A 25910-nucleotide genomic window follows, 5' to 3' on the forward strand; every position below is an offset into this window, starting at 1 on the left:
ACATGACTGAGGGCCCCCTGCACCGCAGGGGGCCCTCAGTCATGTGACGCCATGTGACGCCAGCGCCGCGTGTTACCGCTTCGCGGGCAGGTACGGAGACAGGTCCGCCGCCAGTTCCTGGTGGACCCGCGCCTTGAGCAGGGTGCCCTCCGGGGTGTGCTCCTCGGAGATCACCTCGCCCTCGGCGTGCGCCCGGGCGATCAGGGAGCCGCGGGTGTACGGCACCAGCGCCTCCACCTCGACCTCGGGCCGCGGCAGCTCGGTGTCGATGAGCCCGAGCAGTTCCTCGATGCCCATGCCGGTCCGGGCCGAGACGGCGATGGAGTGCCGCTCGATGCGCAGCAGCCGCTGAAGGACCAGGGGGTCCGCCGCGTCCGCCTTGTTGATCACCACGATCTCGGGCACGTTGACCGCGCCGACCTCGCGGATGACCTCGCGGACCGCCGCCAGCTGCTCCTCCGGCGCGGGGTGCGAGCCGTCCACGATGTGCAGGATGAGGTCGGAGTCGCCGACCTCCTCCATCGTGGAGCGGAACGCCTCGACCAGGTGGTGGGGCAGGTGCCGGACGAAGCCGACGGTGTCGGCCAGGGTGTAGATCCGGCCGCTCGGGGTCTCGGCCCGGCGCACGGTCGGGTCGAGGGTGGCGAACAGCGCGTTCTCCACCAGCACGCCCGCGCCGGTGAGGCGGTTGAGCAGCGAGGACTTTCCGGCGTTGGTGTAGCCGGCGATGGCGACCGAGGGCACCTTGTTACGGCGCCGTTCCTGCCGCTTGATCTCGCGGCCGGTCTTCATCTCCGCGATCTCCCGGCGCATCTTCGCCATCTTCTCGCGGATCCGTCGCCGGTCGGTCTCGATCTTGGTCTCACCGGGGCCTCGGGTGGCCATGCCGCCACCGCCGCCGCCACCCATCTGCCGGGACAGCGACTGACCCCAGCCGCGCAGTCGCGGCAGCATGTACTGCATCTGCGCGAGCGCGACCTGCGCCTTGCCCTCTCGGGACTTGGCGTGCTGGGCGAAGATATCGAGGATCAGGGCGGTCCGGTCGACGACCTTGACCTTGACGACGTCTTCGAGGGCGATGAGCTGGCCGGGGCTGAGCTCACCGTCGCAGACGACGGTGTCGGCGCCGCTCTCCAGCACGATGTCGCGCAGCTCCCGCGCCTTGCCGGAGCCGATGAAGGTGGCCGGGTCCGGCTTGTCGCGGCGCTGGATCACACCGTCGAGTACGAGGGCGCCAGCCGTCTCGGCGAGGGCGGCGAGCTCCGCGAGGGAGTTGTCGGCGTCCTGCACCGTGCCGGAGGTCCAGACACCGACGAGCACCACACGCTCCAGGCGCAGCTGTCGGTACTCGACCTCGGTGACGTCTTCGAGCTCGGTGGAGAGGCCGGCGACGCGGCGCAGGGCCGCACGCTCGGAGCGCTCGAACTGGTCGCCGTCCCGGTCTCCGTCGATCTCGTGGCTCCAGGCGACGTCCTCTTCCATCAGGGCGTCGGCCCGAAGGCTCTCGGTGAAGCTCTGCGAGTCCGGCACGTCCCGTGCGTCCCGCGCGTCCTGGGAAGGGGAAGAAGAGGAGGTCATTGGATCCTTACGTCGATGTCGAAGATGCAGAAGATGCAGAAGATGCAGAAGATATCGATTGCGTCCGCGCCGACCGGAGCCGGGCTGCCGCGCGTGACATAACACTGTCGTGACATCACACTGTCACGTCCAACGTGTCACACCGACCGGAGATTCCCCAGCGGCCCCCGTCGTGCGGCCCTGTCGATGGTGACATGCCCGTTCGGCGTGAGTCACACCCTTTTCGGGCCGCCCCACTCCGGGTGCCCGGGCATCGCCGGGGTCGTCTTCCCGTACAGCCATGGCTCCAGGAAGGGCGCCAGATCCCGCCCTGCCTCCTCCGAGGCCAGGCGTACGAAGTCCCGCGTGCCCGCCACCGCGTCCCGGTGCTCGCTCACCCAGCGCCGCTCGACCCGGTCGAAGGCCTCGGGGCCGATCTCCTGCCGAAGCGCGTACAGGATCAGCGCGGCCCCGTCGTAGACCGCCGGCCGGAACAGCCCGATCTTCTTGCCCGGCGGCGCCGGCTTGGGCGCGGCCGGAGGGCCGCCGGCCGCGCGCCACTGGTCGGAGCGCTGGTACGCCTCGCGCATGCGCCGCTCCAGGGAGTACTTGCCGAGCCCGTCCGCGTAGAGGGCCTCGTACCAGGTGGCGTGGCCCTCGTTGAGCCACAGGTCGGACCAGGTCCGCGGGGTGACGCTGTCGCCGAACCACTGGTGGGCGAGTTCGTGGACCATCACGGACTCCACGTACCACTCGGGGTAGCCCTCGCCGGTGAACAGGCCGTGCTCGAAGAGCGTCAGGGTCTGCGTCTCCAGCTCGAAGCCGGTCTTCGCCCGGGCGATCAGCACCCCGTAGTTCTCGAAGGGGTACGGGCCGACCCGCTTCTCCATCCACTCGATGTGCCCGGCGGTCTTCTTCAGCCAGGGCTCCAGCTGCCCCCGGTCGGCGGTGGGCACCACATTGCGCAGCGGCAGCCCGTGCGGTCCGGTGCCGTGGATGACGGCGGAGTCGCCGACCGAGACCTGGGCGAGCTCGGTGGCCATCGGGTGCAGGGTCCGGTACGTCCAGGTCGTGGCGGCCGCCCGGGGGGCCGCCAGCGCGCCCGGCACCCCGTTGGCCACGGCCGTGAGCCCGGCCGGGGTGGTGATCCGGAAGGTGAAGTACGCCTTGTCGGCGGGGTGGTCGTTGCACGGGAAGACCCGGTGGGCGGCGTCCGCCTGGTTGGCCATGGCCAGCCCGTCGTCGGTGAGCACCCAGCCGCCGTCGCCGCGGCCCCGCGGATTGCTGGTGTGCCGGACCGTGATGTGCAGCGGCATGTTGTCCGCCACCGGCCGCGCGGGGGTCAGCACGAGATCCTCCCCCGCGCTCTCGAACCGGGCCGGCTCCCCGTTCACCTCGGCGGACGCCACTGTTCCGTTCGTGAAGTCCAGGTTGATCCGCTCCAGCGGCTGCCGGGCGCGGGCATGAATGACGGTGACCGCGTCGAGCGGGCTTCGGTTGTCCTTGTACGTGAGGGACAGGTCGTACGAGAGCACGTCGTACCCGGGGTTCCCGAGCTCCGGGAACAGCGGATCTCCGATGCCCAGCGCCTTCGGCGGGGGCAGCACGGCGGCGACCAGGGTGAGGGAGGCCGCGGCGAGCAGGGCGGCGCGCAGGCGCGGGGAGGTGATCTGCATCCACCACCGCTTACCAGCGCCCGCCGCGCGGCCGCGCACGACGCGCGACGGGTCCACCCGAACGGGATCCCCCGACAGGGCCGCGGGCTACGCCCGGCCCACGTCGTAGACGCCCGGCACGTCCCGCATCGCCCGCATCAGCGTCGGCAGGCCGGTCGCGTCCGGGAGCTGCAGGGTGTACGTGTGCCGGACCCGCTGTTCGACCGGCGGTTCGACGGTCGCGGAGACGACCTCGACCCCCTGGCGGGCGATCGCCTCGGTCAGATCGGCCAGCAGATGCGGGCGCCCGAACGATTCAGCGACCAGTGTGACCCGGCAGTCCGCGGTGGCCCGCCAGTGCACGGCGACGGAGGTGCGCCCCACCGAGCGCATCTGGGCCACCGCCTGACAGTGGATGCGGTGCACGGTGACGGCCCCGCCCCGTACGACGAACCCCGCGACCGCATCCGGTGGCACCGGGGTGCAGCAGCCGGCCAGCCGCACCGTGGCGTCGGGCAGGTCGGCGACCGCGTTGCCCCCGCCGCCCCGGGCCCCGACCACCGACAGCGGCGCCCGCGCGGCCGTGGTGGTCGCCGCCGCCCTGTCGGGATGGGACTGGAGCCAGCGGCTGATGGCGATCCGGGCGGCCGGGGTCCGCGCGTGCTCCAGCCAGTCGGGGGACGGCCCGGAGGAGGCGTCGTGCGCGAGCAGCAGCTGCACGGTGTCCCCGTCGGACAGCCGGGACGCCAGCGAGGTGAGGCGCCCGTTGACCCGGGCGCCGATGCAGCCGTGGGCCGCCTCGCCGTGCTGGGCGTAGGCGGCGTCGATACAGCTGGCCCCGCCCGGCAGGCCCAGCGTGCCCCCGTCGGCCCGGAACACCGTGATCTCGCGGTCCTGGGCCAGTTCGGCGCGCAGCACGCTCCAGAAGGTATCGGGGTCGGGCGCGGACTGCTGCCAGTCGAGGAGCCGGGAGAGCCAGCCGGGCCGCGTCGGGTCCACCCGCTCCTCGTCCGGATCGGCGCAGGCCTCCGCGACGGTGGCGTAGGGATTGCCGAGGGCGACCACCCCGGCCTCCGCCACACGGTGCATCTGCCGGGTCCGGACGATGACCTCGGCGACGTATCCCTCGGGCGTGGCGACGGCGGTGTGCAGCGACTGGTAGAGGTTGAACTTCGGGACGGCGATGAAGTCCTTGAACTCCGAGACCACCGGCGTGAAGCAGGTGTGCAGCTCCCCCAGCACCCCGTAGCAGTCGGCGTTCTCGCCGACCAGGATGAGCACCCGGCCGAAGTCGGAGCCGCGCAACTCCCCGCGCTTGAGGGCGATCCGGTGCACGGAGACGAAGTGCCGGGGGCGGACGACCACCTCGGCGGCGATGCCCGCGTCCCGCAGGACGGTGCGTACGGCGTCGGCGATGGCGGGCAGCGGGTCGCGATCCCCCGCGTGGGCCGCGATGAGCGCGCGGGTGTCCTCGTACTCCTCGGGGTGCAGGATCGCGAAGACGAGGTCTTCCAGCTCGGTCTTGAGGGCCTGTACACCGAGCCGTTCGGCGAGCGGGATGAGCACGTCCCGGGTGACCTTGGCGATGCGGGCCTGTTTGTCGGGGCGCATCACGCCGAGGGTGCGCATGTTGTGGAGGCGGTCGGCGAGTTTGATGGACATCACGCGGACGTCGTTGCCGGTGGCGACGAGCATCTTGCGGAAGGTCTCGGGTTCGGCGGCGGCCCCGTAGTCGATCTTCTCGACCTTGGTGACGCCGTCGACGATGAAGCAGACCTCGTCGCCGAACTCCTCGCGTACCTGATCGAGGGTCACCTCGGTGTCCTCGACGGTGTCGTGGAGGAGAGAGGCCGTCAAGGTCGTGGTCTCAGCGCCGAGTTCGGCCAGGATCAGGGTCACGGCGAGCGGATGTGTGATGTACGGCTCACCACTTTTTCGCATCTGGCCGCGGTGCGAGGTCTCCGCGAGCACGTACGCGCGCCGCAGGATGGACAGATCGGCGTCCGGATGGTGGGCGCGGTGCGCCTCGGCCACGTGCCCGATGGCGTCCGGGAGACGGTCGCGGGACGTCGGCCCGAGGAGGGCCGCGCGCCCGAGCCGGCGCAGATCGAGCCTGGTCCGGCCACGTCTGCGGAGCTCGGGGCGCGCTTCGGAACGTGCTTCGGGGTTCGTGGCCTCTGCACTCATGGGCACCTCCGGCGGCTTCGACCGGCGGTGGCGGGCATGGGGTGAGCCCTCAGGGCCGGTGCCTGATGCTACCGACCCCACCACGTGGCGCAGTCCACCTCTCGCTCAGCGTGAAACGGATCACCCATTAGAGGGAAGCTTCAGGCGAAAGCCGTTTCGGTGAGCCAGGCCGGATCGAACTCGCCCGCCGCGACGATGACGGCCGGTCCGGTCATGTCGATCCGGCCGTCCGGGTACTCGGTGATGACGAGCGTGCCGCCGGGCAGGTCGACGGTGTACGTGACCGGTTCGCTGGTGGCGGCCGGGTCCACGCCGTCGCGGCGGATGGTGGCCACGGCGACGGCGCAGGCGCCCGTGCCGCAGGATCGGGTCTCGCCGGAGCCGCGCTCGTGGACGCGCATGGCGACGTGCCGGGGGCCGCGGTCGACGACGAACTCGACGTTGACACCCGTCGGATAGGCGGACGCCGGGCTGAAGGGCGGGGCGGAGTACAGGTTCCCGGCGTCGTCGAGGCTTTCAACGAAGGCCACGGCGTGCGGGTTCCCCATGTTGACGTTCCGGGCGGGCCAGGAGCGGTCGCCGACGGAGACGGTGACCTCGCCCTCGGGGAACTCGGCGCGGCCCATGGAGACGGTGACGTTGCCGGCCTTGTCGAGGTGCACCTGCTTGACGCCGCCTCGGGTGGCGACGGCGAGGTCACCGGGCTCGACGTGGCCGGCGTGCTGGAGGTAGCGGGCGAAGACGCGGACGCCGTTGCCGCACATCTCGGCGATGGAGCCGTCACTGTTGCGGTAGTCCATGAACCACTCGGCCTCGCCGGCCATGTGCGCCGCTTCGGGGTGCGCGGCGGACCGCACCACATGCAGCACACCGTCCGCCCCGATGCCGGCCCGCCGGTCGCACAGCTTCGCGACGGCGGTTGCGGGCAGCTCGATGGCGTTGTCCGGGTCCGGGACGATCACGAAATCGTTCTCGGTCCCGTGGCCCTTGAGGAAGGAGAGGCTGGTCTGCGTCACCCGCCCATCGTACCGAGGCCCAGCTCAAAGGCTGTGTGCGGTCCAGCAGGCGGTCACTCGGCCGTCAGCGCAGCCGGGCCACCCGGTACACCGCGAGTGCTACGACGGCCAGCGCGGCCAAGGCGTACAGCGCGGCCATCCGCCAGTCGGGCCGGCGGCCGCTTCCGCGGGGCGGGAGCCCGGGCCAGGTGTAGCCGACGCGGCGGGCGGCCATCATGCCCCAGCCGGCGGCGCAGGAGCTGATGAGGAAGCCGAGCATGGCGACCACGGCGCCGCCGTCGCCGAATTCGAAGGCGAGCGGGAAGGCGAACATCAGCGAGCCGGCCAGGGCCAGCATCACGATGGGGGCGATCTGCCAGATGCGCAGACGGCGCTGCGGGCGCAGCTCCACCTCGAACTCGGGGCCCGAGGCGGCCTCCGCCTCGGCGGAGTCCGGCGCGTCGGGACCGTCGGGGGTCAGCCGCGCGGGCTCGGCGGGCAGCCCGAGACCGTCGGGGCCATCCGGCCTGTCAGGCCCGTCCGACCTGTCAGGCCCGTCCGACCTGTCAGGCCCGTCCGACCTGTCAGGCCCATCCGACCTGTCAGACCCGCCGGGCTCACCGGACCCGCCGAGGAGCATCGGCTCCGCTTCCCGCCTGGTGTCGTCCCGCCCGGTATCGCGAGGGCCGGCCTCCATAGCCACGCGCCCTCCCCACTCGGACTTCGTACGCCGCTGTTCAGAAGTTTGATGATGGCACGCCCCCGGGCCCCGTACGGGCGCCCGGGGCGTCCCGATGCCATCACGTGATCAGGCTGTAACCGCTCGTTCGACCAACGACTGCGCGAGCCCGGGGAGTTCCACCCGGTCCGCGGCGGCCCCGCTGAGCCAGTGCACGCGCGGGTCGCGCCGGAACCAGGAGTCCTGGCGCCGGGCGAACCGCTTGGTGGCCCGGACCGTCTCGGCCCTGGCCTCCTCCTCCGTACATTCACCCGCGAGGGCGGACAGCACCTGCTGGTATCCGAGCGCGCGGGAAGCGGTGATTCCGTCGCGCAGCCCCTGGGCCTCCAGCGCGCGGACCTCGTCGACCAGCCCGGCCTCCCACATCCGGTCCACGCGCGTCGCGATCCGCTCGTCGAGCTCGGGCCGGGCCACGTCGACGCCGATCTGCACGGTGTCGTAGACCGACTCGTGGCCGGGCAGGTTGGCGGTGAACGGCCGGCCGGTGATCTCGATGACCTCCAGAGCCCGGACGATCCGGCGGCCGTTGCTGGGCAGGATGGCCGCCGCGGCGGCGGGATCGGCGGCGGCGAGCCGCGCATGCAGGGCGCCGGGGCCGCGCAGGGTGACCTCTTCCTCCAGCCGGGCCCGGACCTCGGGGTCGGTGCCGGGGAATTCCATGGCGTCCAGGGCTCCGCGGACGTACAGGCCGGATCCGCCGACGAGCACCGGGGTGCGGCCCTCCGCCAGGAGTCTGTCGATCTCGATGCGGGCCAAGCGCTGGTACTCGGCGACGTTGGCGGTCTCGGTCACGTCCCACACGTCGAGGAGGTGGTGCGGGACACCGCCGCGTTCCTCGGTCGTCAGTTTGGCGGTGCCGATGTCCATCCCCCGGTACAGCTGCATGGAGTCGGCGTTGACGACCTCGCCGTCGAAATGACGGGCCAGGGCTACGCCCAGATCGGACTTTCCGGCCGCGGTGGGTCCGACGACGGCGATGACCCGCGGGGCGGGGGCTGCTTTCCTCACCGCCCCAGTCTCGCAAACCTCACGGCATGTCCCCGATCGAGTTACGTGACGGGGCGGGGGCGGGGTCGTTGCCTTGGCGGGGTTCCGGGCCGCCGCCCGTTCGGTGGAGGCCGGTCCGTACAAGGCGGAACTTCACTCACACGAGTAACGTTACGGGAGTAGACATGGGCGTTTTTGGCCGGTTTTTTGGCCGTAAGGATGAGGCTTCGACCGAGGAGGTCGCGGCCGAGAACCTGACGGCCGCGTCCGAGGAGACAGAGGCCGAGACGGCTGAGGCTGAGGCTCCCGCGGCGGAAGCCGTGGAGATCCCGAAGCAGCAGTCGGCGGAGGTCGCCGCGGACAGCGAGACCGGCGAGGGCGCCCGTACGTAGCTATCCGTCGCCCCAGACTCCGTCCGGGGGACCCCAGGAAGGTGACCCATGGGCCTGCTGGACAACTTGAAGGCCAAGCTCGCTCCGGCGAAGGAGAAGGTCGGCGATCTCGCGCAGCAGCACGAGGGCAAGATCGGCCAGAACCTGGACAAGATGGCCCAGGTCGTGGACTCCAAGACAAAGGGCAAGTACCACGGCCAGATCTCGTCCGGGACGAGCAAGGCGAAGGACGCCCTGGGCAAGATCGCGCACAAGGACACGCCGCCCGGCGGGCCGACGCCGCCGGCAGCTTCCTGACGCGGTCCCCGAAGGGGCGTGGGATCAACGGATCCCGCGCCCCTTCCTCATGGCCGGAACGCCTGGCGCCGTTCCCGACGGGGTTTCAGGACCAGGCGGCGACAAAGTAGCCGACCCCGTACGGGGCGTCCTCGTACAGCAGCCGGCCGTCGAGCCCCGCGCCCTCCGCGGCGCCCGCGAGCACCTGCCAGGGGGCGCGCCCGGCGGCCTTGAGCTCCTGGGCGAGCCCGGCGTCGAGAGCGGCGAGCGCGGCGGTGTCGGCGGTACCGAGGGCGCGCGCGGCGGCGGCGTCGAAGGCGGCGGACCGCTCGTCGAGATAGCCGGGCGCCTTCACGGTCCGGCAGGCGCTGCCGTCGCCCATGACGAGCAGGGCGAGCCGCTCCTCGCCGGCCGCGAGGTCCCGGCCCGCCTGGAGGCAGCGTTCGGGTTCCAGGGGCTCGCCGACGCCCAGTCCCTCGACGGGAGCGGCGCCCCACCGGGCGTGCCGCAGCAGCCAGGCGCCGACGGCCAGCGAGGTGGGCAGCGGGCGCGGGCCCTCCTCGCCCTCCCCGAGCCGTACGTCGGCCTCGACGCCGAATCCGCGGAAGCTGCCGCGGGCGCCCTGGGGGTATCGGCCGCGGTGGTCCTCGTCCGCGGCCCCTACGACGATCAGCCGGTCGGGGCGCGAGGCGGCGAGCACCGCCAGGGCGTCGGAGCAGGCGGTACGGGCATCCGCGAGTTCGGCGGCGGCCCCTGCGGCCACCTCCGGCACGAGGAGCGGCGGGGCGGGGCAGACGGCGGCGGCTACGAGCATGATCCGCAGCGTAGCCGTCGCCGGCCGGGACGGGGGAGTCCGGTGCGGTGCCGCTCGCGCGAGCGGCACCGGGCTACGCCCGGGGTTCCCGGGGCTCCGCCCCGGACCCTTCCTCAGACTCCGTCCGGGGAACCCTCACGCCTCAAACGCCGGCCAGAACCGGTCAGTCGATCGCGCAGCCCGAGGTGGCCGCCGGCAGAGGGGCCGGGACGCCGAGGGTCGGGATGCCCAGCATGACGCCGGCCGGCTGAGCCGGGGCGGCGTTCCGCTTCTCCCACGCGTCGCCCGCGCGGGTCCGGCGTACCGCCTGGGTCGGGCCCTCGGCCAGCAGGTGGTGCGGGGCGGCGTAGGTGATCTCCACCGTCACCACGTCACCCGGACGGACCTCTTCGTCCGGCTTGGTGAAGTGCACCAGACGGTTGTCGGGGGCGCGCCCCGACAGGCGGTGGGTCGCGCCGTCCTTGCGGCCCTCGCCCTCCGCGACCATGACCTCCAGCGTGCGGCCGACCTGCTTCTTGTTCTCCTCGCAGGAGATCTCCTCCTGGAGGGCCACCAGGCGCATGTAGCGGTCCTGGACGACCTCCTTCGGGATCTGCCCCTCCATGTCCGCCGCCGGCGTGCCGGGGCGCTTGGAGTACTGGAAGGTGAACGCGTTCGCGAAGCGCGCCTCGCGGACCGTGTGCATCGTCTGCTGGAAGTCCTCCTCGGTCTCGCCGGGGAAGCCCACGATGATGTCGGTGGAGATCGCCGCGTGCGGGATGGAGGCGCGGACCTTCTCGATGATCCCGAGGAACCGCTCCTGCCGGTACGACCGGCGCATCGCCTTGAGGATCGAGTCCGAGCCCGACTGGAGCGGCATGTGCAGCTGCGGCATCACGTTCGGGGTCTCGGCCATCGCCGCGATCACGTCGTCCGTGAAGTCCCGCGGGTGCGGGGAGGTGAAGCGGACCCGCTCCAGGCCCTCGATCTGGCCGCAGGCGCGCAGCAGCTTGGAGAACGCCTCGCGGTCGCCCAGGTCGGACCCGTACGCGTTCACGTTCTGGCCGAGCAGGGTGATCTCCGAGACGCCCTCGGCGACCAGGGCCTCCACCTCGGCGAGGATGTCGCCGGGACGGCGGTCCTCCTCCTTGCCGCGCAGCGCGGGGACGATGCAGAAGGTGCAGGTGTTGTTGCAGCCGACGGAGATCGAGACCCAGGCGGCGTAGGCGGACTCGCGGCGGGTCGGGAGCGTGGAGGGGAACGCCTCCAGCGACTCGGCGATCTCGACCTGCGCCTCTTCCTGGATGCGGGCGCGCTCCAGCAGGACGGGCAGCTTGCCGATGTTGTGCGTACCGAAGACGACGTCGACCCAGGGGGCCCGCTTGACGATCGTGTCGCGGTCCTTCTGCGCGAGGCAGCCGCCGACGGCGATCTGCATGCCGGGGCGCTTCGTCTTCATCGGGGCGAGCCGGCCGAGGTTGCCGTACAGCTTGTTGTCGGCGTTCTCGCGCACGGCGCAGGTGTTGAACACGACGACGTCGGCGTCACCGTCGGAGCCCTCGGGCGCGCGCACGTAGCCCGCACCCTCCAGCAGACCGGACAGTCGCTCGGAGTCGTGCACGTTCATCTGGCACCCGTAGGTGCGCACCTCGTATGTTCCCTTACCGTCCACTGCCGGGCTCCGGTCGCTGCTGCTGGTCATGCAACAAGGGTAGGTGGTGCGCGGGAGCCCTCCGGTCCCCGTGCGGCCGGGCCACGGGGGCGGTGGCGGCGGGTCCGGCCGTGACAGGACGGCGGGGCGGCTGGCAGGATCGCGGCCATGCCCCTCTCACTCCCCCGGATCAGCAGGCGCCGCGCCCTCCAGGGCCTGGTCGCCGGGCTTGCCGTGCTCGGAGTGCTGCTGTGGTGGCTGAAGCCCTTCGGGGAGCCGGAGCTGACGGGCGAGCTCACCCTCAGCACGGGCGTCCGTACCGGCGTCTACCACCGCTACGGCCAGCTCCTGGAGCAGGCGCTCGCGCGGGACATGCCCGGGGTGGACGTACGGCTGGAGACCAGCGAGGGCTCGCAGCAGAACCTGCAGCGGGTGGCCGCCGGGGAGGCGGACTTCACAGTGGCGACGGCGGACGCGGTCGCCAAGTACCGGCTCGACGGCAAGCCGGGCGCCAATCTGCTGCGCGGGTGCGCGCGGCTGTACGACGACTACGTGCAGCTGGTGGTGCCCGCCGGGTCGCCGGTGCAGTCGGCGCGGGACCTCAAGGGCAAGCGCGTCGCCGTCGGCCAGAACGGTTCGGGGGTACGGCTCATCGCGGACCGGCTGCTCACGGCGGCCAAGCTGGACCCGGCGCGGGACATCACCCCGGTGTCCATCGGCATCGACACCATGCCCGCGGAGCTGGAGGCGGGCCGGATCGACGCGTTCTTCTGGTCCGGCGGGCTCCCGACGAACGCCGTGCGCGAGCTGTCGGAGCGGTTCGACATCCGGCTGGTGCAGTTGGGCGACCTGGTGGCGCCGTTGCAGGCGAGCGGGACCCCGGCGCGCTACTACCGGGCGGCGGTGATGCCGCAGGACGCGTACGCGCGGGCGCGGAACACCTCGGCCGTGGCCACGCTGGCCGTGCCGAACCTCCTGGTCACGACGGAGGCGACCGGGGCCGAGCTCACCGAGCAGTTCACCCGCACGGTGATCCTGAGCCGCGACCGCATCGGGCACGAGGTGCACGCGGCGCAGCTGGTGGACCTGCGGACGGCGATCTACACCGATCCGCTGGAACTGCACGAGGGCGCGCGGCGGTACTACCGCTCGGTCAAGCCGTAGGGGTTCCCGCGGATCAGGCGGAGAGCAGCTTCAGGGCCGCCGCCGCCGCGCCGATCAGGCCCGCATGGGTGCCGAGCGAGGCCGGCACCACCTGGATGTCCTTCACGAACGAGAGCGTGGCGTACGAGGCCAGGTGCGTCCGGATCGGCTCGAAGAGGGTGTCCCCGGCGGCCGCGACCCCGCCGCCGATGACCGCGATGTCCGTCTCGACCAGGGTCGCGGTGGCCGCGATGGCGGCGGCCAGGGCGCGGCCCGCGCGGTCGAAGGCCGCCAGGGCCACCGGGTCGCCGGCCTGAGCGGCCGCGGCCACGCCCGCTGCTGTGGCGTCCCCGGCCGGGGTCCAGCCGTCCGCGAGGGCCCGGCGGGCGATGGCGGTGCCCGAGGCGATGGACTCGACGCAGCCGCGGCCGCCGCAGACGCACGGCTCACCGTCGAAGGCGACGCTGATGTGGCCGATGTGGCCCGCGTTGCCGGTGGGGCCGGGGTGGAGCTGGTCATTGAGGATCAGGCCGCCGCCGACGCCGGTGGAGACCACCATGCACAGGGCGTTCGCGTAGCCCTTCGCCGCGCCCAGCCAGTGTTCGGCCGCGGTCATCGCCACGCCGTCGCCGGCCAGGATGGTCGGGATGTCCGCGCCGTGGCGGGCCAGTTCCGCCGAGACGCGGGCCTGGACGGGGAACTCCCGCCAGGCCCCGATGTTCACCGGGCTCACCGTGCCGCGCGAGGTGTCCACCGGGCCCGCGCTGCCGACCCCGCACCGGACCGCCGAGGGCCACAGGGGGGAGCTCGCCAGATCCGCGATGACCTCGGCGACGGCGGCGAAGACCCCGTCGCCGTCCACGCCCCTCGGGGTCGGGCGGCGGGTGGTGGCCGTCATGGTGCCGTCGGGGTGCACCAGCGCCCCGGCGATCTTCGTACCGCCGATGTCGATCGCCACCGTCAGGCCGTCGGCCGGGGCCGAGGCGCGGGGCGCGGGAAGGGCGGAGGTGGAAGTGGTCACGGTGGCGCTCCAGAAAGGGGTCGGAATTCAGTATGCGGCCGTCGGCGGGGCCGTACTCTCCCGGGGCTCCAGCCTGGGCTGTTCCCCCTTCCGGACCTGCGGCGGGCCCCCGGCGAGTACGGCGAGCAGCTCCTCGGCGGCGAGCCGGCCGAATCCGGCGGTGTCCCGGACCAGGGCGGTGAGCCGGGGGTGGGTGACCCGGCAGAGCGCGGAGTCGTCCCAGGCCACGATCGAGAGCCGGTCCGGCACCGGGATGGCCAGCTCGGTGGCGACGGCGATGCCGGCCACCGCCATCACGTCGTTGTCGTAGACGAGGGCGGTGGGCGGCTCGGCCTCGGCCAGGACCCGGCGGGTGGCCGCCGCGCCCTCGGCGTCGGAGTAGTCGGTGACCACGGAGCGCACCTGGCCGGGACCGAGCCCGAGCCGGGCCGCCTCGGAGCGCAGCGAGGCCATCCGGCGAGCGGTGTGGGCGAGGCCGGGCAGCCCGGCGATGTGGGTGATGCGACGGTGGCCGAGCGAGTGGAGGTGCGCCAGCACCTGTGCCATGGCCAGGGCGTCGTCCGCCCATACGGCGGAGATCCCGGGGCTGGCGGCCCCACCGGGTGCGGCGGCCCCACCGGGCCCGGCGACCCCGCCAGCCCCGTCCGTCCCGCCCGGTAGGCCCGTCTCGCCGGTCGCAGCCGTACCGCCAGTACCACCCGTGGCCCCCGTAACACCGGGCACGCCCGTGCCGCCGATCAGCACCGCCGGCAGGGCCAGCTGCTCCAGCAACGCCGGGCGCGGGTCCTGCGTGCGCGGGTCGACGACGAGGACGCCGTCGACCCGGCGCTCGGCCCACCACCGGCGGTACACGGCGCATTCCGCCTCGAGGTCCTCCACCACCTGGAAGAGCAGCGCGATCCGGCCGGCCGACAGGACCTCTTGTATGCCCGAGACCAGCTGTAGGAAGAAGGACTCGACACCGAGCGTGTGTGCGGGCCGGGCAAGGACGAGGCCGACCGCACCGGAGCGTTCGCCGGACAGCGCGCGGGCGGCGCTGTTGGGCTGCCAGCCGAGTTCCTCGGCGACCCGGCGGATGCGGGCGCGGGTGTCCTGGGACACGCCCGGCCGGTCGTTGAGCGCGAAGGAGACGGCGCTCTCCGACACCCCTGCCCGGCGGGCGATGTCCTTGATGGTGGGTCTGCGGGCCATGCCTGCCTCATCCCTCGGTGACGCGGACTGCGATGGCCGGACCGTACGCGATCCCGTGACGGATGTGACCGAAATACCGCTGCCCATTTCCGCACACTTCCTTCTGTGACGACACCACCCAGACACCATCCAGACGACCTGCCGACGGAAACTAAAGCGCATTAGCTCACTCAGCTTCAACGGGCCCGAACCCTTCTGTCAACGGCACTGAAGCGCATAAGTAGGCCCTGTTGACTTTCCCGTGGGAAACGCGTCAGGTTGTGACCCGCCCGGTGAATTCCTCGGAACTCCAGGACCACTTATGCACCGCGAAGCCGCCCCCCGCACCCTTCGCTTCGGGGCCAACTACACGCCGACCCGCGGCTGGTTCCACCACTGGCTGGACTTCGACCTCGACGAGGTCCGGGCCGACCTCGACTCGATCGCGGCGCTCAGCCTGGACCACATCCGCGTCTTCCCCCTGTGGCCGGTGTTCCAGCCGAACCGCACGCTGATCCGGCCGCGCGCCGTCGAACAGCTCGTCGCGCTGGCCGACGCCGCCGCCGAGCGTGGACTCGACGTCAACGTGGACGGCCTCCAGGGCCACTTGTCGAGCTTCGACTTCCTGCCCGCGTGGACCGCGACCTGGCACCGGCGGAACATCTTCAGCGACCCGGACGTGGTCGCCGCGCAGGAGGTGTACCTGCACACGCTCGCCGCCGCCCTCGCCGACCGGCCGAACTTCCTGGGCATGACCGTCGGCAACGAGATCAACCAGTTCTCCGACGCCCCGCACCCCTCCCCCGACCGGATCACCCGGGACCAGGCCGCCCGCTGGCTGGAGCGGATGCTCGCCGCCTGCGAGACGGGCGCGCCGGGGCGGTTCCACCTGCACGCCGAGTACGACGCCGCCTGGTACCAGGACGGGCACCCGTTCACCGTCGCGCAGGCGGCCCGGCTCGGGGCGGCCACCGCCGTGCACTCCTGGGTGTTCAACGGCACCGCGCAGCGCCACGGCGGGGCCGGGACGGCGACCGAGCACCACGCCGCCTACCTGATCGAGCTGTCGAAGGCCTGGGCGCGCGATCCGCACCGCCCGGTGTGGCTCCAGGAGGTCGGGGCGCCCGCGCCGCTGATCCGGCCGGAGCACGCGGCGCGGTTCACCGAGGCCACCGTCGCGGGCGCCCTGGACTGCCCGGACCTGTGGGGCGTGACCTGGTGGTGCTCGCACGACGTGTCCCGGGAGCTCGCGGACTTCCCGGAACTGGAGTACGGCCTCGGCCTGCTCGCCAACGACCGCAGGACCAAGCCGGCCGGGGCGGCCATCGCCCGGATCGCCGAGGAGTGGCGGGGCCGGGAGCACCGCCCCGCCGTACGGACCACCGCGCTCGCCGTCGACGTCGGCGGGGCGGAGGCGGCGCCGCGGCGCTCGGTGTGCGCCCCGGGCGGCGCGTTCTTCGAGGCCTGGGCGGCGCTGACGGCCCAGGGGGTCCGCCCGGCGGTGGTCCTGACCGAGCTGGCCGAGGACCCAGCCCACCTTTCCGCGCGCGGCATCACCGAGGTGCTGCGCGTCCGCGACGTCACCTGACCCTGCCGCAACTCTCCCGAGGAGCCCTGCATGTCCGAGACCGACAACGGCGTCGTCCCTCGTACCTCCGCCTCCATACGGCCGACCAGGCGCGGGCTGCTGGCCGCCGGGGCGGGGGCCGCCGCGCTGCTGGCCGCGCCGGGCCTGGCGCCGGCGGCCTCGGCGGCCGACGCGGCGTCCACGGCCGACGCGGCCGACGCGGCGACCGCGCGCCCCACGGCACCCGCCCGCCCCGCCACCCCGCCCGACCTCGCCCCGTACGCCTCCTACTGGTACCCGGACTCCCTCCCCGAGGGCGCCCCCGGCCCCGGCATCACCTGGCGCTCCCTCAAGCAGTGGACCCCGGAGTCCGACCCCGACCTCGCGTACAACACCGCGAGCTTCCCCCTCGCGCCGCGCTTCACCCCGGTGCCGCCGCACCCGGGCGCCCGTACCGGCCAGGCCCGGATCGCCTCGCTCGTCTCCTTCGGGCCGACTGCCCAGAACCCCTCCCAGGGCTCCCCGACCGCCGACTACTACGCCCTCACGCACTGGGCGTACCTCGACGAACTGGTCTTCTGGGGCGGCTCCTCCGGCGAGGGCATCGTGCTCGCCCCGAACGCGCCCGTGGTCGACGCCGCGCACCGCAACGGGGTCCGGGTGCTGGGCAACGTCTTCCTGCCGCCCGTCCCCTACGGCGGCGACCTCCAGTGGACCCGGGACCTGGTCCAGCAGGACTCCCTCGGCCGCTTCCCGATCGCCGGGAAACTCGTACAGGTGGCGGCTACGTACGGCTTCGACGGGTGGTTCGTCAACGCGGAGACGGACGGCGGGGACAGCGCGCTCGCCACCCGGATGCGCGGCTTCCTGCGGGCGCTGCGCGCCGCCGGCGAGCCGCACGGCCTGCGGATCACCTGGTACGACGCGATGAACACCACCGGCCGGGTCGGCTGGCAGGGCGCGCTCAACGACCTCAATCAGGAGTTCTTCGAGGACCGGGCCGGCAAGGTCGCGGACACCGTGTTCGTGGACTTCCGCTGGACCCCGCAGACCCTGGAAGCCTCCGGCGCCCGCGCGGACCGGCTCGGCCGCGGCCGCCACGAGCTGTGGGCGGCCGTGGACACGGAGTCCAACGGATGGGACTCCAGGATCAGTTGGGACGCCATCATCCCCCGCGACCGCGACCACGTCGTCAGCTACGGCTTCTACCGCCCCGAGTGGACGCGCAACCACCTCACCGACCGCTCCCCCGGCGCCTTCCACCGCGCCGACGACCGGTTCTGGACGGGCGAGTCCCTGGACCCCTCCCGCCCGGCCCCCGAGTCCGGCTGGCGCGCGCCCGCCACCGCCGTCGCCGACCGCTCGACCGTCACCGCCCTCCCCTTCGCGTGCGCCTTCAACACCGGTCACGGGGAACGCTGGTACGAGGACGGCGAGACCGTCTCCGACACCCCCTGGAACCACCTCGGCCTCCAGGACCGGCTCCCCGGCCGCCGCTGGGTGGTGGACACCGCCGGCGAACGCCCCTCCGTCACCCTCGACTTCGCGAGGGCGTGGCGCGGCGGCTCCGCCCTGCTCGTCACCGGCGACCTCACCGCCCCCGCCGCCATCGGCCTCCACGCCACCCGCCTCCCCCTCGCCCGCGCCACGATCCTGGAGCTGGTGCACACCACCGAGTCGGGCGAGGTGGCCGTGGAGATCGGCGTCGCCACGCGCGAGCCGGCCGCTCCGGGCCGCCCGGTCCCGTACACCTGGCTGAAGGCGCGGACCCGCGACACCGCGAACGGCTGGCGGACCTCGCGGGTCCGGCTCTCGTCGCCGCCCGGTGAGACCGCGTACGCACTGGCTGTACGGATCACCTCGCGCGGGAACACGGCGGTGTCCTGGCGGCTCGGCGCCCTGTCGGTACGCGAGGAGACCCCGCGGCGGCGAACGGCCCCGCCGAGTACGCCGGCCGTGGACGCCTCGGCCCAGCAGGACGGCAAGGCCTCGCTCCGGCTGTCCTGGCACCGCGCCCCCGGCCAGGTCCGCCACTACGAGGTGTCCCGCGTCCTCCCCGACGGCACCCGCCGCTTCCTCGGCGGCACCTGCGGCACGGCCCTCCACCTGCCCGCCGTGGAGCGCGCCGGCCGGGAGCGGGCAGCCGCCTTCGAGGTCCGGGCGGTGGACGAGCTGTACGCCGCCTCCGCCCCCGCGCGCCTTGCCTACCCCTGGACGCCGGCCCGCCCGTAGCGGCCGGTCAGGAGGCGTGCGGGTCGTCGCGCGGGACGGCCACCGTCACCCGCAGCCCGTGCGGCGGGTTCGTCTCGTACGAGAGGGACCCGCCGCCCGCGGCGAGCAGTGCGCGGGAGATGGAGAGGCCGAGCCCGGAGCCCTTGATGTTCTGGTGGCGGCCGCTGCGCCAGAACCGGTCGCCGACGCGCAGCAGCTCCTCCCCGGTCAGCCCGGGCCCCCGGTCGGCGACGACGATGAGCGCGGACGGACCGGCGGCGGAGACCGAGACCTCGACCTCTTCACCCTCAGGGGTGAACTTCAGGGCGTTGTCGATGACGGCGTCGAGCGCGCTGGACAGGGCGATGGGGTCGGCCCAGCCGGTGACGGCGGTCCGGCCCGTCTCGGTGATCCGTACGCCCTTCTCCTCGGCGTACGGCCGCCAGGCGGCCACCCGCTCGGCGGTGAGGGCCCCGATGTCGGTGAGGCTGATCTCGGCGGAGGCGTGCTCGGCCAGCGCCAGGTCCAGCAGGTCGTCGAGGACCTGGGCGAGGCGCTTGCCCTCGGTGCGCACGGAGGCGATCTCCTCGTTCCCCTCGGGGAGTTCGAGGGCGAGCAGCTCGATGCGCAGGAGCAGCGCGGCGAGCGGGTTGCGCAGCTGGTGGGAGGCGTCCGCGACGAACGCCCGCTGCTGCTCCAGTACCTCTTCGACGTTGTCGGCCATCTCGTTGAACGAGCGGGCCAGGCGTCGGAGTTCCGGCGGCCCGCCGGCGGCCGCGACGCGGGAGTTCATCCGCCCGGTGGCGATGCCGTGGGCGGCCGCGTCCAGGGTCTGGACGGGTTTGAGCACCCAGGTGGTGAGCCGCAGGGCGGCGCCGAAGGCGAGCAGCATGGCGGCGGCGAGACCGCCGGCGATGATCAGCCAGCCCTGGAGGATCCGGGCCCGCATCTGGTCGGTCGGCGATTCGGTGGCGACGACGGCGACGACGTCCCCGTCGAGGACGACCGGGGAGGCGACGAGCAGTTTGCCGTGGGTCTGCCAGGGCCACACCTGGGCGGGGTCGTGGCTGCGCCGCCCGGCGAGGGCCTCCTCGAAGGCCCGTCGGCCCTCGCCCGAGGCGGGGAGCTGCCACCAGCCGGGGGCCCGGACCATGGCGTTGTCATCGCGGTAGAAGATGCCGACGCGGATGCCGTACAGCTCCTGGTAGCGGGCGAGTTCGAGCTGGAGCGTCTCGCGGCGCTCGGCGGCGCCGGTGTCGCCCGCGCCTTCGGCGTCGATGACGAACTGGGCGAGGGCCGCGAAGCGGGCGCTGTCGTCGATCCGGTCGACCACCACCCGCTGCTGCTGTCCTGCGGCCAGGGCGACGGCGAGCGGGAAGCCGAGCGCGAGGAGCACGCCGGCCATCAGGACGACGAGCAGCGGGAGCAGCCGGGCGCGCACGGGGGTGGCCCGCTAGGGGGCGGCCGGGGTGACGAGCCGGTAGCCCACCCCTCGGACGGTCTCGATGAGCGCCGGCATGCGCAGCTTGGAGCGCAGCGAGGCGACGTGGACCTCGAGGGTCCGGCCGGTGCCCTCCCAGCTGGTGCGCCACACCTCGCTGATGATCTGTTCGCGGCGGAAGACGACGCCGGGGCGCTGCGCGAGCAGGGCCAGCAGGTCGAATTCCTTGCGGGTGAGCGGTACGTCGGCCCCGTCCACGCTGACCCGGCGGGTGGGCAGTTCGATGGTGACGGGTCCGAGCCGGACGATGCCGGGCTCGCCGGTACCGCCACCCGCGGCCTCCTCGGCGGCGCCGGTGCGCCGGGCGACGGCGTGGATCCGGGCGAGGAGTTCGCCGGTGTCGTAGGGCTTGACCACGTAGTCGTCGGCGCCCATGTTCAGGCCGTGGATGCGCGAGCGCACATCGGCCCGCGCGGTCACCATGATGACGGGCGTCGTGGTGCGCTTGCGGATCTTGCCGCACACCTCGTAGCCGTCCTGGTCGGGCAGTCCGAGGTCGAGCAAAATCACCCCGTAGGGAGAAACGTAGGGCGGGGCCCCGGCGGGCAGCAGCGCTTGGAGGGCCTCCTCGCCGTTGCGGGCGTGGGTGACCTGGAAGCCGTGGCGGGCGAGGATCGCGGACAGCGCGGCGGCGACGTGGTCGTCGTCCTCGACGAGCAGCAGTCTCACAGCGTCCCCCTTCCGGCGTCGTCTTCGTGTGCGTCGTTCAAGCCTGGGCCCATGCCTGGCCCAAACCTGGCCCAAACCTGGTCCAAGCCTGGTCCATGCCAGCTCCATGCCCGTTCATGGTCGGTTCACGGGCCACCCTGCATCCATGCCGATGCGGAGTCCCACGTCAAGGGGGTTCCGGTCCGGCGCGTCTTCCGTTATGCACCCGGTACGCGTAGAAAGGCTCCGACGCGGCGGCGCCCACGGAGCGTATCCGTGCGAGGCCGTATCGTTATGCTCAATTCTCCCTCAGATGTGATGACGGTGTGCGCACGGTCTCACTACTGTCCTCCCAACCGAGGAGGACGGAGCAAGAAGCCGATGAGCGGAGTATCAGTGACCAAGGATGTGCAGGACGCGGCCGGTGCCGCGGACGACCTGGTCGTACTGAGCAACGTCAACAAGCACTTCGGCGCGCTGCACGTGCTTCAGGACATCGATCTGAGCATTGCCCGCGGTGAGGTCGTCGTGGTGATCGGTCCTTCGGGATCGGGCAAGTCCACGCTGTGCCGGACCATCAACCGCCTGGAGACCATCGACTCCGGCACCATCACGGTCGACGGCAAGGAACTGCCCCCGGAGGGCAAGGAGCTTGCCCGGCTGCGTGCCGACGTCGGGATGGTCTTCCAGTCGTTCAATCTGTTCGCGCACAAGACGGTGATTCAGAACGTCATGCTGGGCCAGCTCAAGGTCCGCAAGACCGACCAGCCGACCGCCCTCGCGAAGGCGCAGACGCTGCTGGACCGCGTGGGTGTCGGCTCGCAGGCCGACAAGTACCCGGCGCAGCTCTCCGGCGGCCAGCAGCAGCGCGTGGCGATCGCCCGCGCGCTCGCCATGGACCCGAAGGTGATGCTGTTCGACGAGCCGACCTCGGCGCTCGACCCCGAGATGATCAACGAGGTGCTGGAGGTCATGCAGCAGCTCGCCCGGGAGGGCATGACGATGGTGGTCGTCACGCACGAGATGGGCTTCGCCCGCTCCGCGGCCAACCGGGTGGTCTTCATGGCCGACGGGAAGATCGTCGAAGAGGCCACGCCCGAACAGTTCTTCAGCAACCCGCGCAGTGACCGCGCCAAGGACTTCCTTTCGAAGATCCTGCACCACTGACGGCTACGTCTGGTAGTGATCCCGTGGCGGCCCGGAACAGGTGCCGCCGCTCGCCGTCCAACTACGTCTCATCCGAGGGAAGTTCACCATGAAGGTTTTCAAGGCCGGCGCGGCCGCAGCCGTGGCCGCAGTCCTCGCCCTGACCGCGACCGCCTGCGGCGGCGGCAAGGCCGGTGACACCGCCGCGTCCGGCGGCACCGGCAAGGACAAGATCGTCATCGGCATCAAGTTCGACCAGCCGGGTCTGGGCCTGAAGACCCCCGACGGCAAGTTCTCGGGCTTCGACGTCGACGTGGCGACGTACGTGGCCAAGGAGCTCGGCTACCAGCCCGACCAGATCGAGTTCAAGCAGGCCGTCAGCGCCGAGCGCGAGAACCTGATCTCGAACGGCGACGTGAAGCTGGTCGTGGCGACCTACACGATCAACGACAAGCGCAAGGCGAAGGTCGACTTCGCCGGCCCGTACTTCCTGGCCCACCAGGACCTGCTGGTCCGCGCCGATGACAACTCGATCACCAAGGCCGAGGACCTCAACAAGAAGAAGCTCTGCTCGGTCGCCGGATCCACGTCGGCGCAGAACGTCAAGACCAAGCTCGCCCCCGAGGCCGACCTGCGCGAGTACCCGGGCTACTCCGAGTGCCTCACCGGCCTGGAGAACGGGGCCGTGGACGCGCTGACCACGGACGGCTCGATCCTGGCCGGCTACGCGGCGCAGGAGAAGAACAAGGGCAAGTTCAAGCTGGCCGGCCTGAAGCTGAGCGACGAGCCCTACGGCATCGGCCTGAAGAAGGGCGACAAGGACCTCCAGACCAAGGTCAACGCCGCGCTGAAGAAGATGGTCGAGGACGGCTCCTGGCAGAAGGCGGTGGACACGAACCTCGGCCCCGCCAACTACAGGGCCGAGCCGGCCCCGCAGATCACCGAAGGCAGCTGATTCATTGGTGAGTCGCGTCGCCGCCCGCCTGTCACGGGCGGCGGCGCGACTCGCCGGCCATCCTGGGGAGAGCGCAGGGCAACGTGTTCGACTTTCTTAATTCCGGGCAGTACGACGTGCTCGGAGCCTTCTGGGTGACGGTTCAGCTCACCCTCTACTCAGCGGTCGGATCCCTGATCTGGGGCACGATCCTGGCCGGGATGCGGGTCAGCCCGGTCCCGCTGATGCGGAGCTTCGGCACGGCGTACATCAATGTCGTGCGCAACACGCCGCTGACGCTGCTGATCCTCGGCTGCTCGCTGGGCTTGGACCAGACCTTGGGTATCACGCTCGCAGGCGGGAACTCCAAGGAGATCGGCTTCCGCCTCGCGGTCCTTGGCCTGATCGCCTACACCGGCACGTTCGTCTGCGAGGCGCTGCGCTCGGGCGTCAATACCGTGCCCGTGGGACAGGCCGAGGCCGCCCGCGCACTGGGGCTGAGCTTCTTCCAGGTGCTCACCCTGATCGTGCTCCCCCAGGCCTTCCGTGCGGTCATCGCGCCGCTCACCAACGTACTGATCGCCCTCACCAAGAACACCACGGTGGCGGCGACCATCGGCGTGGCCGAGGCGGCCCTGCTGATGAAGGAAATGCTGGAGAACGAGGCGCAGGCGCTCTTCGCGGTCTTCGCGATCTTCGCTCTCGGCTTCGTCCTGCTGACCCTGCCCACCGGCCTGCTGCTGGGCTGGGTGGCCAAGCGAGTGGCGGTGAAGCGATGAGCTCCGTTCTGTACGACACCCCCGGCCCCAAGGCCAAGGTCCGCAACTGGATCTACACCGGCGTCTTCCTGGTGCTCGTCGCGCTGGTCCTGTGGTGGGCGCTGTCCCTCATGGCCGAGAAGAACCAGCTCGACGCCGACAAGTGGGCCCCGTTCGTCACGGACAGCCAGATCTGGACGACGTTCCTGCTGCCCGGCCTCGGCGAGACCCTCAAGGCCGGCCTGATCGCCATGGTGATCGCGCTGCCGCTCGGCGCGCTCCTCGGCATCGCCCGGCTCTCGGACCACGCGTGGGTGCGCGTCCCGGTCGGCGCGGTCGTGGAGTTCTTCCGCGCCATCCCGGTCCTGATGCTGATGATCTTCAGCTCCGCGCTGTACGTCATGCTCGGCACCGTCAGCTCGGACCTGCGACCGCTGTACGCGGTGGTCACCGGCCTGGTCCTGTACAACGCCTCGGTCATCGCCGAGATCGTGCGGGCCGGCATCCTGACGCTGCCGCGCGGCCAGACCGACGCGGCCAAGGCGATCGGCATGCGCAAGGGCCAGATCATGGCGTACGTCCTGGTCCCGCAGGCCGTAACGGCGATGCTGCCCGCGCTGGTCAGCCAGCTCGTGGTGATCCTCAAGGACACTGCGCTCGGCGGCGCCGTCCTGGGCTTCGCCGACCTGATGTCGATGAACCGGCAGATCTCCGCCAACTACAGCAACACCATCGCGACCATGGTCGTGATCGCCCTGCTGTACATCGCGGTGAACTTCATCCTGACCACCCTGGCCTCCTGGCTGGAGAAGCGGCTGCGGACGTCGAAGAAGGGCACCGGCGCCGTGGTAGAGGCAGACGTGGCCGAGGTCGATGCGGGCGGCGCGGCCGGCGTCGGCAAGGCCCCCTGACCCGGGCCGCCGGGAAAGTTCGCTGACACCCGGTCAGTACACTGGCGTAGCACGTGTGGTGCGGCGGATCTCATCCACCGCACCACACGCATGCCCGGGATGAGTGTCACTTGACGCAGGCACCTCCAGTGGGTTGCATACGTTCTGTGATCACATACCGGACATCGGGAGCCGCATCATGGACCCGGTGATCGTCGTCGGCGCGGGGCCCGTCGGACTGTCCCTGTCCCTGGCCCTGGCCGGCTCGGGCGTGCCCTGCGTCGTACTCGACGAGGGACCGGGCAAGGACCAGCCCAGGCCTGCCCGTACCGTCGCCCTGCACGCCGACACGGCGGCCATGGTGCACCGCCTGGGCTGTACGACACTGCGCGACGAAGGCGCGTACCACTCGGCCTGGCACACCATGTAGCCCAGTCGCGACACCGGCCGTATCACCTTCGAAAACGCCCCGGACCCGGCCCCGTTGCGCATACCGCAGCGCACCCTCACCCGCGGGCTGCGCGCGGCCCGCGCGGCCCACCTGCTGGTCCACCTGGTTACCAACAGCAAGTTGGACTCCCTGGAGCAAGACGGCCGCAATCCTCCGTGCTGGTGTCGAGTCCGTGCCCCGCGGCCAACACGAGGCGGGCTATGCCCTCAGTAAGGGAAACAACCAGATCACGATGTGCGTGCTACTGCCTCAGGCAGCCCGAGCGATGCTGTCGGCCATTCTGCTTCGTCATCCGCTAACCGGCGCTTGTCCAGACCGCCCGACTCATCGCTGGCAGCACATGGATGGACAGGCAGTAACCGTACGTCTCGACCTCGCCATAATCGGCACCATCTACGTCCTGCCTTGTCTCGCGCTGTCGGGCTCGCAACCTGAAAACGAGAGGCGCGGGCCCCGCACAGCCAAGAGCATCGAGCTAGAAACAACCTCCCTGGCGGCCATATAGCCTTGCCAGAAAATAGGAGGGATACCAGCAAAGCACAATCAGGCCATACAACATGCGGCGGCGTCCCATTGGGAAGCCCAATGGGACACCGCATTTCGCTGCCTACTCACGGGAAGTCAGCGAGAACCTTGCGACCGGATTCCGGCAAGCGGATGGCCTCTAGTAGGACCTGGTCCAGAACGAGCCGCTCACGACAGAAGTGAACGGCGGGCAGAAGGCGAAGGAGGTGTTGCTGCTGCTCCAAGCCACCGCATCATGCTGGATGACAGGGTCGCCGTTCCACGGCGCGCACTTGGCGGACGCTTTCCACCTTCCGCCATTGCCGTCGCTACAGGCGGCCGCAATGCCGTTACTCTCGGGGACCTTCCAGCTTTTGCACCCCTCCGGCCAGCCCGTGGGAGCCGCAGTGGCCGTCCCCTGGAGCCCGAGGCCCGCCATCGCCGTGGCGGCGAGCAGTGTCACGAACATCTTCTTCATGTCGCTGATCCTTTCTCAGTCGATTCGGTTGCGCTCAGGTGTTATTGCGAGGGGACGTAAAAATTCCCGCGGAAGTGGCTCGATAGGATCCCTGGCAGTACGCGATAGAGATTCCCCACTGCTTCCACGGTCCGTAGAAATTCTCCACCCTCCCGGACTCCGCCTCCGTACATACGGCGGTAGCCCGGTAGGAGCCGCCGTTGTGACTACTACAGCTGGCGATCGCTCCCCAGCTCCCGGGAACCTCGTACTTGCA

At 71.5% G+C, this 25910-nt stretch carries 22 protein-coding genes and 1 pseudogene; 10 read left to right on the forward strand and 13 right to left on the reverse strand.

Annotated elements, in window-relative coordinates:
* Positions 1-72: 72 nt before the first annotated feature.
* The 6 genes from hflX to miaA all read right to left on the reverse strand — a co-directional run bounded on the left by hflX (position 73) and on the right by miaA (position 8141).
* Positions 73-1578: a GTPase HflX gene (gene hflX, locus J7I97_RS27950; RefSeq protein ID WP_214940079.1), complete on the reverse strand. Its 1506-nt coding sequence runs from the start codon at positions 1576-1578 to the stop codon at positions 73-75.
* A 212-nt stretch (positions 1579-1790) separates the two neighbouring features.
* Positions 1791-3233 carry a M1 family metallopeptidase gene (locus J7I97_RS27955; protein ID WP_214940084.1) on the reverse strand — a complete coding sequence of 481 codons (1443 nt, stop codon included), beginning with the start codon at positions 3231-3233 and terminating at the stop codon, positions 1791-1793.
* An 87-nt stretch (positions 3234-3320) separates the two neighbouring features.
* Positions 3321-5399 carry a bifunctional (p)ppGpp synthetase/guanosine-3',5'-bis(diphosphate) 3'-pyrophosphohydrolase gene (locus J7I97_RS27960; protein WP_214940087.1) on the reverse strand — a complete coding sequence of 693 codons (2079 nt, stop codon included), beginning with the start codon at positions 5397-5399 and terminating at the stop codon, positions 3321-3323.
* Positions 5400-5539: 140 nt separating this feature from the next.
* Complete coding sequence (gene dapF, locus J7I97_RS27965) at positions 5540-6415, reverse strand: diaminopimelate epimerase (protein WP_214940090.1); 876 nt, start codon at positions 6413-6415, stop codon at positions 5540-5542.
* A 64-nt stretch (positions 6416-6479) separates the two neighbouring features.
* Complete coding sequence (locus J7I97_RS27970) at positions 6480-7091, reverse strand: hypothetical protein (RefSeq protein WP_214940157.1); 612 nt, start codon at positions 7089-7091, stop codon at positions 6480-6482.
* Between the two features lie 111 nt (positions 7092-7202).
* Positions 7203-8141 (reverse strand): tRNA (adenosine(37)-N6)-dimethylallyltransferase MiaA, encoded by a 939-nt coding sequence (gene miaA, locus J7I97_RS27975; protein ID WP_214940093.1) that lies wholly within the window; start codon positions 8139-8141, stop codon positions 7203-7205.
* Between the two features lie 164 nt (positions 8142-8305).
* Here miaA and J7I97_RS27980 point away from each other — a divergent pair, with 164 nt between their 5' ends.
* Together J7I97_RS27980 and J7I97_RS27985 are read left to right on the forward strand one after the other, a co-directional pair.
* On the forward strand, positions 8306-8512 hold the full coding sequence (locus J7I97_RS27980; protein WP_214940096.1) for a gliding motility protein: 207 nt from the start codon (positions 8306-8308) through the stop codon (positions 8510-8512).
* A 48-nt stretch (positions 8513-8560) separates the two neighbouring features.
* Complete coding sequence (locus tag J7I97_RS27985) at positions 8561-8809, forward strand: antitoxin (protein ID WP_214940100.1); 249 nt, start codon at positions 8561-8563, stop codon at positions 8807-8809.
* Positions 8810-8894: 85 nt separating this feature from the next.
* On the opposite strand, the gene J7I97_RS27990 is transcribed toward J7I97_RS27985, so the two are convergent.
* Both J7I97_RS27990 and miaB read right to left on the reverse strand, forming a co-directional pair.
* The gene (locus J7I97_RS27990; RefSeq protein ID WP_214940103.1) at positions 8895-9602 is read right to left on the reverse strand and encodes a class III extradiol dioxygenase subunit B-like domain-containing protein; all 708 of its coding nucleotides are present in this window, start codon (positions 9600-9602) and stop codon (positions 8895-8897) included.
* Positions 9603-9765: 163 nt separating this feature from the next.
* Complete coding sequence (gene miaB, locus J7I97_RS27995) at positions 9766-11283, reverse strand: tRNA (N6-isopentenyl adenosine(37)-C2)-methylthiotransferase MiaB (protein WP_214940106.1); 1518 nt, start codon at positions 11281-11283, stop codon at positions 9766-9768.
* A 117-nt stretch (positions 11284-11400) separates the two neighbouring features.
* Between miaB and J7I97_RS28000 the strand changes: the two genes are divergently transcribed.
* Positions 11401-12396 (forward strand): TAXI family TRAP transporter solute-binding subunit, encoded by a 996-nt coding sequence (locus tag J7I97_RS28000; RefSeq protein ID WP_214940109.1) that lies wholly within the window; start codon positions 11401-11403, stop codon positions 12394-12396.
* Positions 12397-12409: 13 nt separating this feature from the next.
* On the opposite strand, the gene J7I97_RS28005 is transcribed toward J7I97_RS28000, so the two are convergent.
* Positions 12410-13396: an ROK family protein gene (locus tag J7I97_RS28005; protein ID WP_374195520.1), complete on the reverse strand. Its 987-nt coding sequence runs from the start codon at positions 13394-13396 to the stop codon at positions 12410-12412.
* 27 nt (positions 13397-13423) lie between these two features.
* Complete coding sequence (locus J7I97_RS28010) at positions 13424-14587, reverse strand: LacI family DNA-binding transcriptional regulator (protein ID WP_214940112.1); 1164 nt, start codon at positions 14585-14587, stop codon at positions 13424-13426.
* A gap of 301 nt (positions 14588-14888) precedes the next feature.
* Between J7I97_RS28010 and J7I97_RS28015 the strand changes: the two genes are divergently transcribed.
* Together J7I97_RS28015 and J7I97_RS28020 are read left to right on the forward strand one after the other, a co-directional pair.
* Positions 14889-16154 (forward strand): glycosyl hydrolase, encoded by a 1266-nt coding sequence (locus J7I97_RS28015; RefSeq protein ID WP_214940115.1) that lies wholly within the window; start codon positions 14889-14891, stop codon positions 16152-16154.
* A 30-nt stretch (positions 16155-16184) separates the two neighbouring features.
* On the forward strand, positions 16185-18365 hold the full coding sequence (locus J7I97_RS28020) for an endo-beta-N-acetylglucosaminidase (protein ID WP_214940119.1): 2181 nt from the start codon (positions 16185-16187) through the stop codon (positions 18363-18365).
* 7 nt (positions 18366-18372) lie between these two features.
* Here the strand turns inward: J7I97_RS28020 and J7I97_RS28025 are convergent, their stop codons facing one another.
* Together J7I97_RS28025 and J7I97_RS28030 are read right to left on the reverse strand one after the other, a co-directional pair.
* On the reverse strand, positions 18373-19785 hold the full coding sequence (locus J7I97_RS28025; RefSeq protein ID WP_214940122.1) for a HAMP domain-containing sensor histidine kinase: 1413 nt from the start codon (positions 19783-19785) through the stop codon (positions 18373-18375).
* 12 nt (positions 19786-19797) lie between these two features.
* Positions 19798-20514, reverse strand: coding sequence for a response regulator transcription factor (locus J7I97_RS28030; protein ID WP_214940125.1), 717 nt, complete (start codon positions 20512-20514; stop codon positions 19798-19800).
* Positions 20515-20874: 360 nt separating this feature from the next.
* On the opposite strand from J7I97_RS28030, the gene J7I97_RS28035 reads away from it, so the two are divergent.
* From J7I97_RS28035 to J7I97_RS40460, 5 genes and pseudogenes are all read left to right on the forward strand, one after another.
* Positions 20875-21660 (forward strand): amino acid ABC transporter ATP-binding protein, encoded by a 786-nt coding sequence (locus J7I97_RS28035; RefSeq protein ID WP_285441054.1) that lies wholly within the window; start codon positions 20875-20877, stop codon positions 21658-21660.
* A gap of 88 nt (positions 21661-21748) precedes the next feature.
* A complete protein-coding gene (locus J7I97_RS28040) occupies positions 21749-22594 on the forward strand; it encodes a glutamate ABC transporter substrate-binding protein (protein WP_214940128.1) in 846 nt (281 codons plus the stop codon).
* Between the two features lie 83 nt (positions 22595-22677).
* On the forward strand, positions 22678-23352 hold the full coding sequence (locus tag J7I97_RS28045; RefSeq protein ID WP_214940131.1) for an amino acid ABC transporter permease: 675 nt from the start codon (positions 22678-22680) through the stop codon (positions 23350-23352).
* Positions 23349-24242, forward strand: coding sequence for an amino acid ABC transporter permease (locus J7I97_RS28050; protein WP_214940134.1), 894 nt, complete (start codon positions 23349-23351; stop codon positions 24240-24242). The genes J7I97_RS28045 and J7I97_RS28050 overlap by 4 nt, the downstream gene beginning before the upstream one ends.
* Before the next feature lie 178 nt (positions 24243-24420).
* Positions 24421-24813, forward strand: a pseudogene (locus tag J7I97_RS40460) (FAD-dependent oxidoreductase); the annotation flags it as partial.
* 523 nt (positions 24814-25336) lie between these two features.
* On the opposite strand, the gene J7I97_RS28060 reads toward J7I97_RS40460, so the two are convergent.
* Positions 25337-25654: a hypothetical protein gene (locus J7I97_RS28060; RefSeq protein ID WP_214940136.1), complete on the reverse strand. Its 318-nt coding sequence runs from the start codon at positions 25652-25654 to the stop codon at positions 25337-25339.
* Positions 25655-25910 lie beyond the last annotated feature (256 nt).

Origin of the sequence: Streptomyces sp. ISL-87 (assembly GCF_018614095.1) — a bacterium.
Lineage (GTDB): Bacteria > Actinomycetota > Actinomycetes > Streptomycetales > Streptomycetaceae > Streptomyces.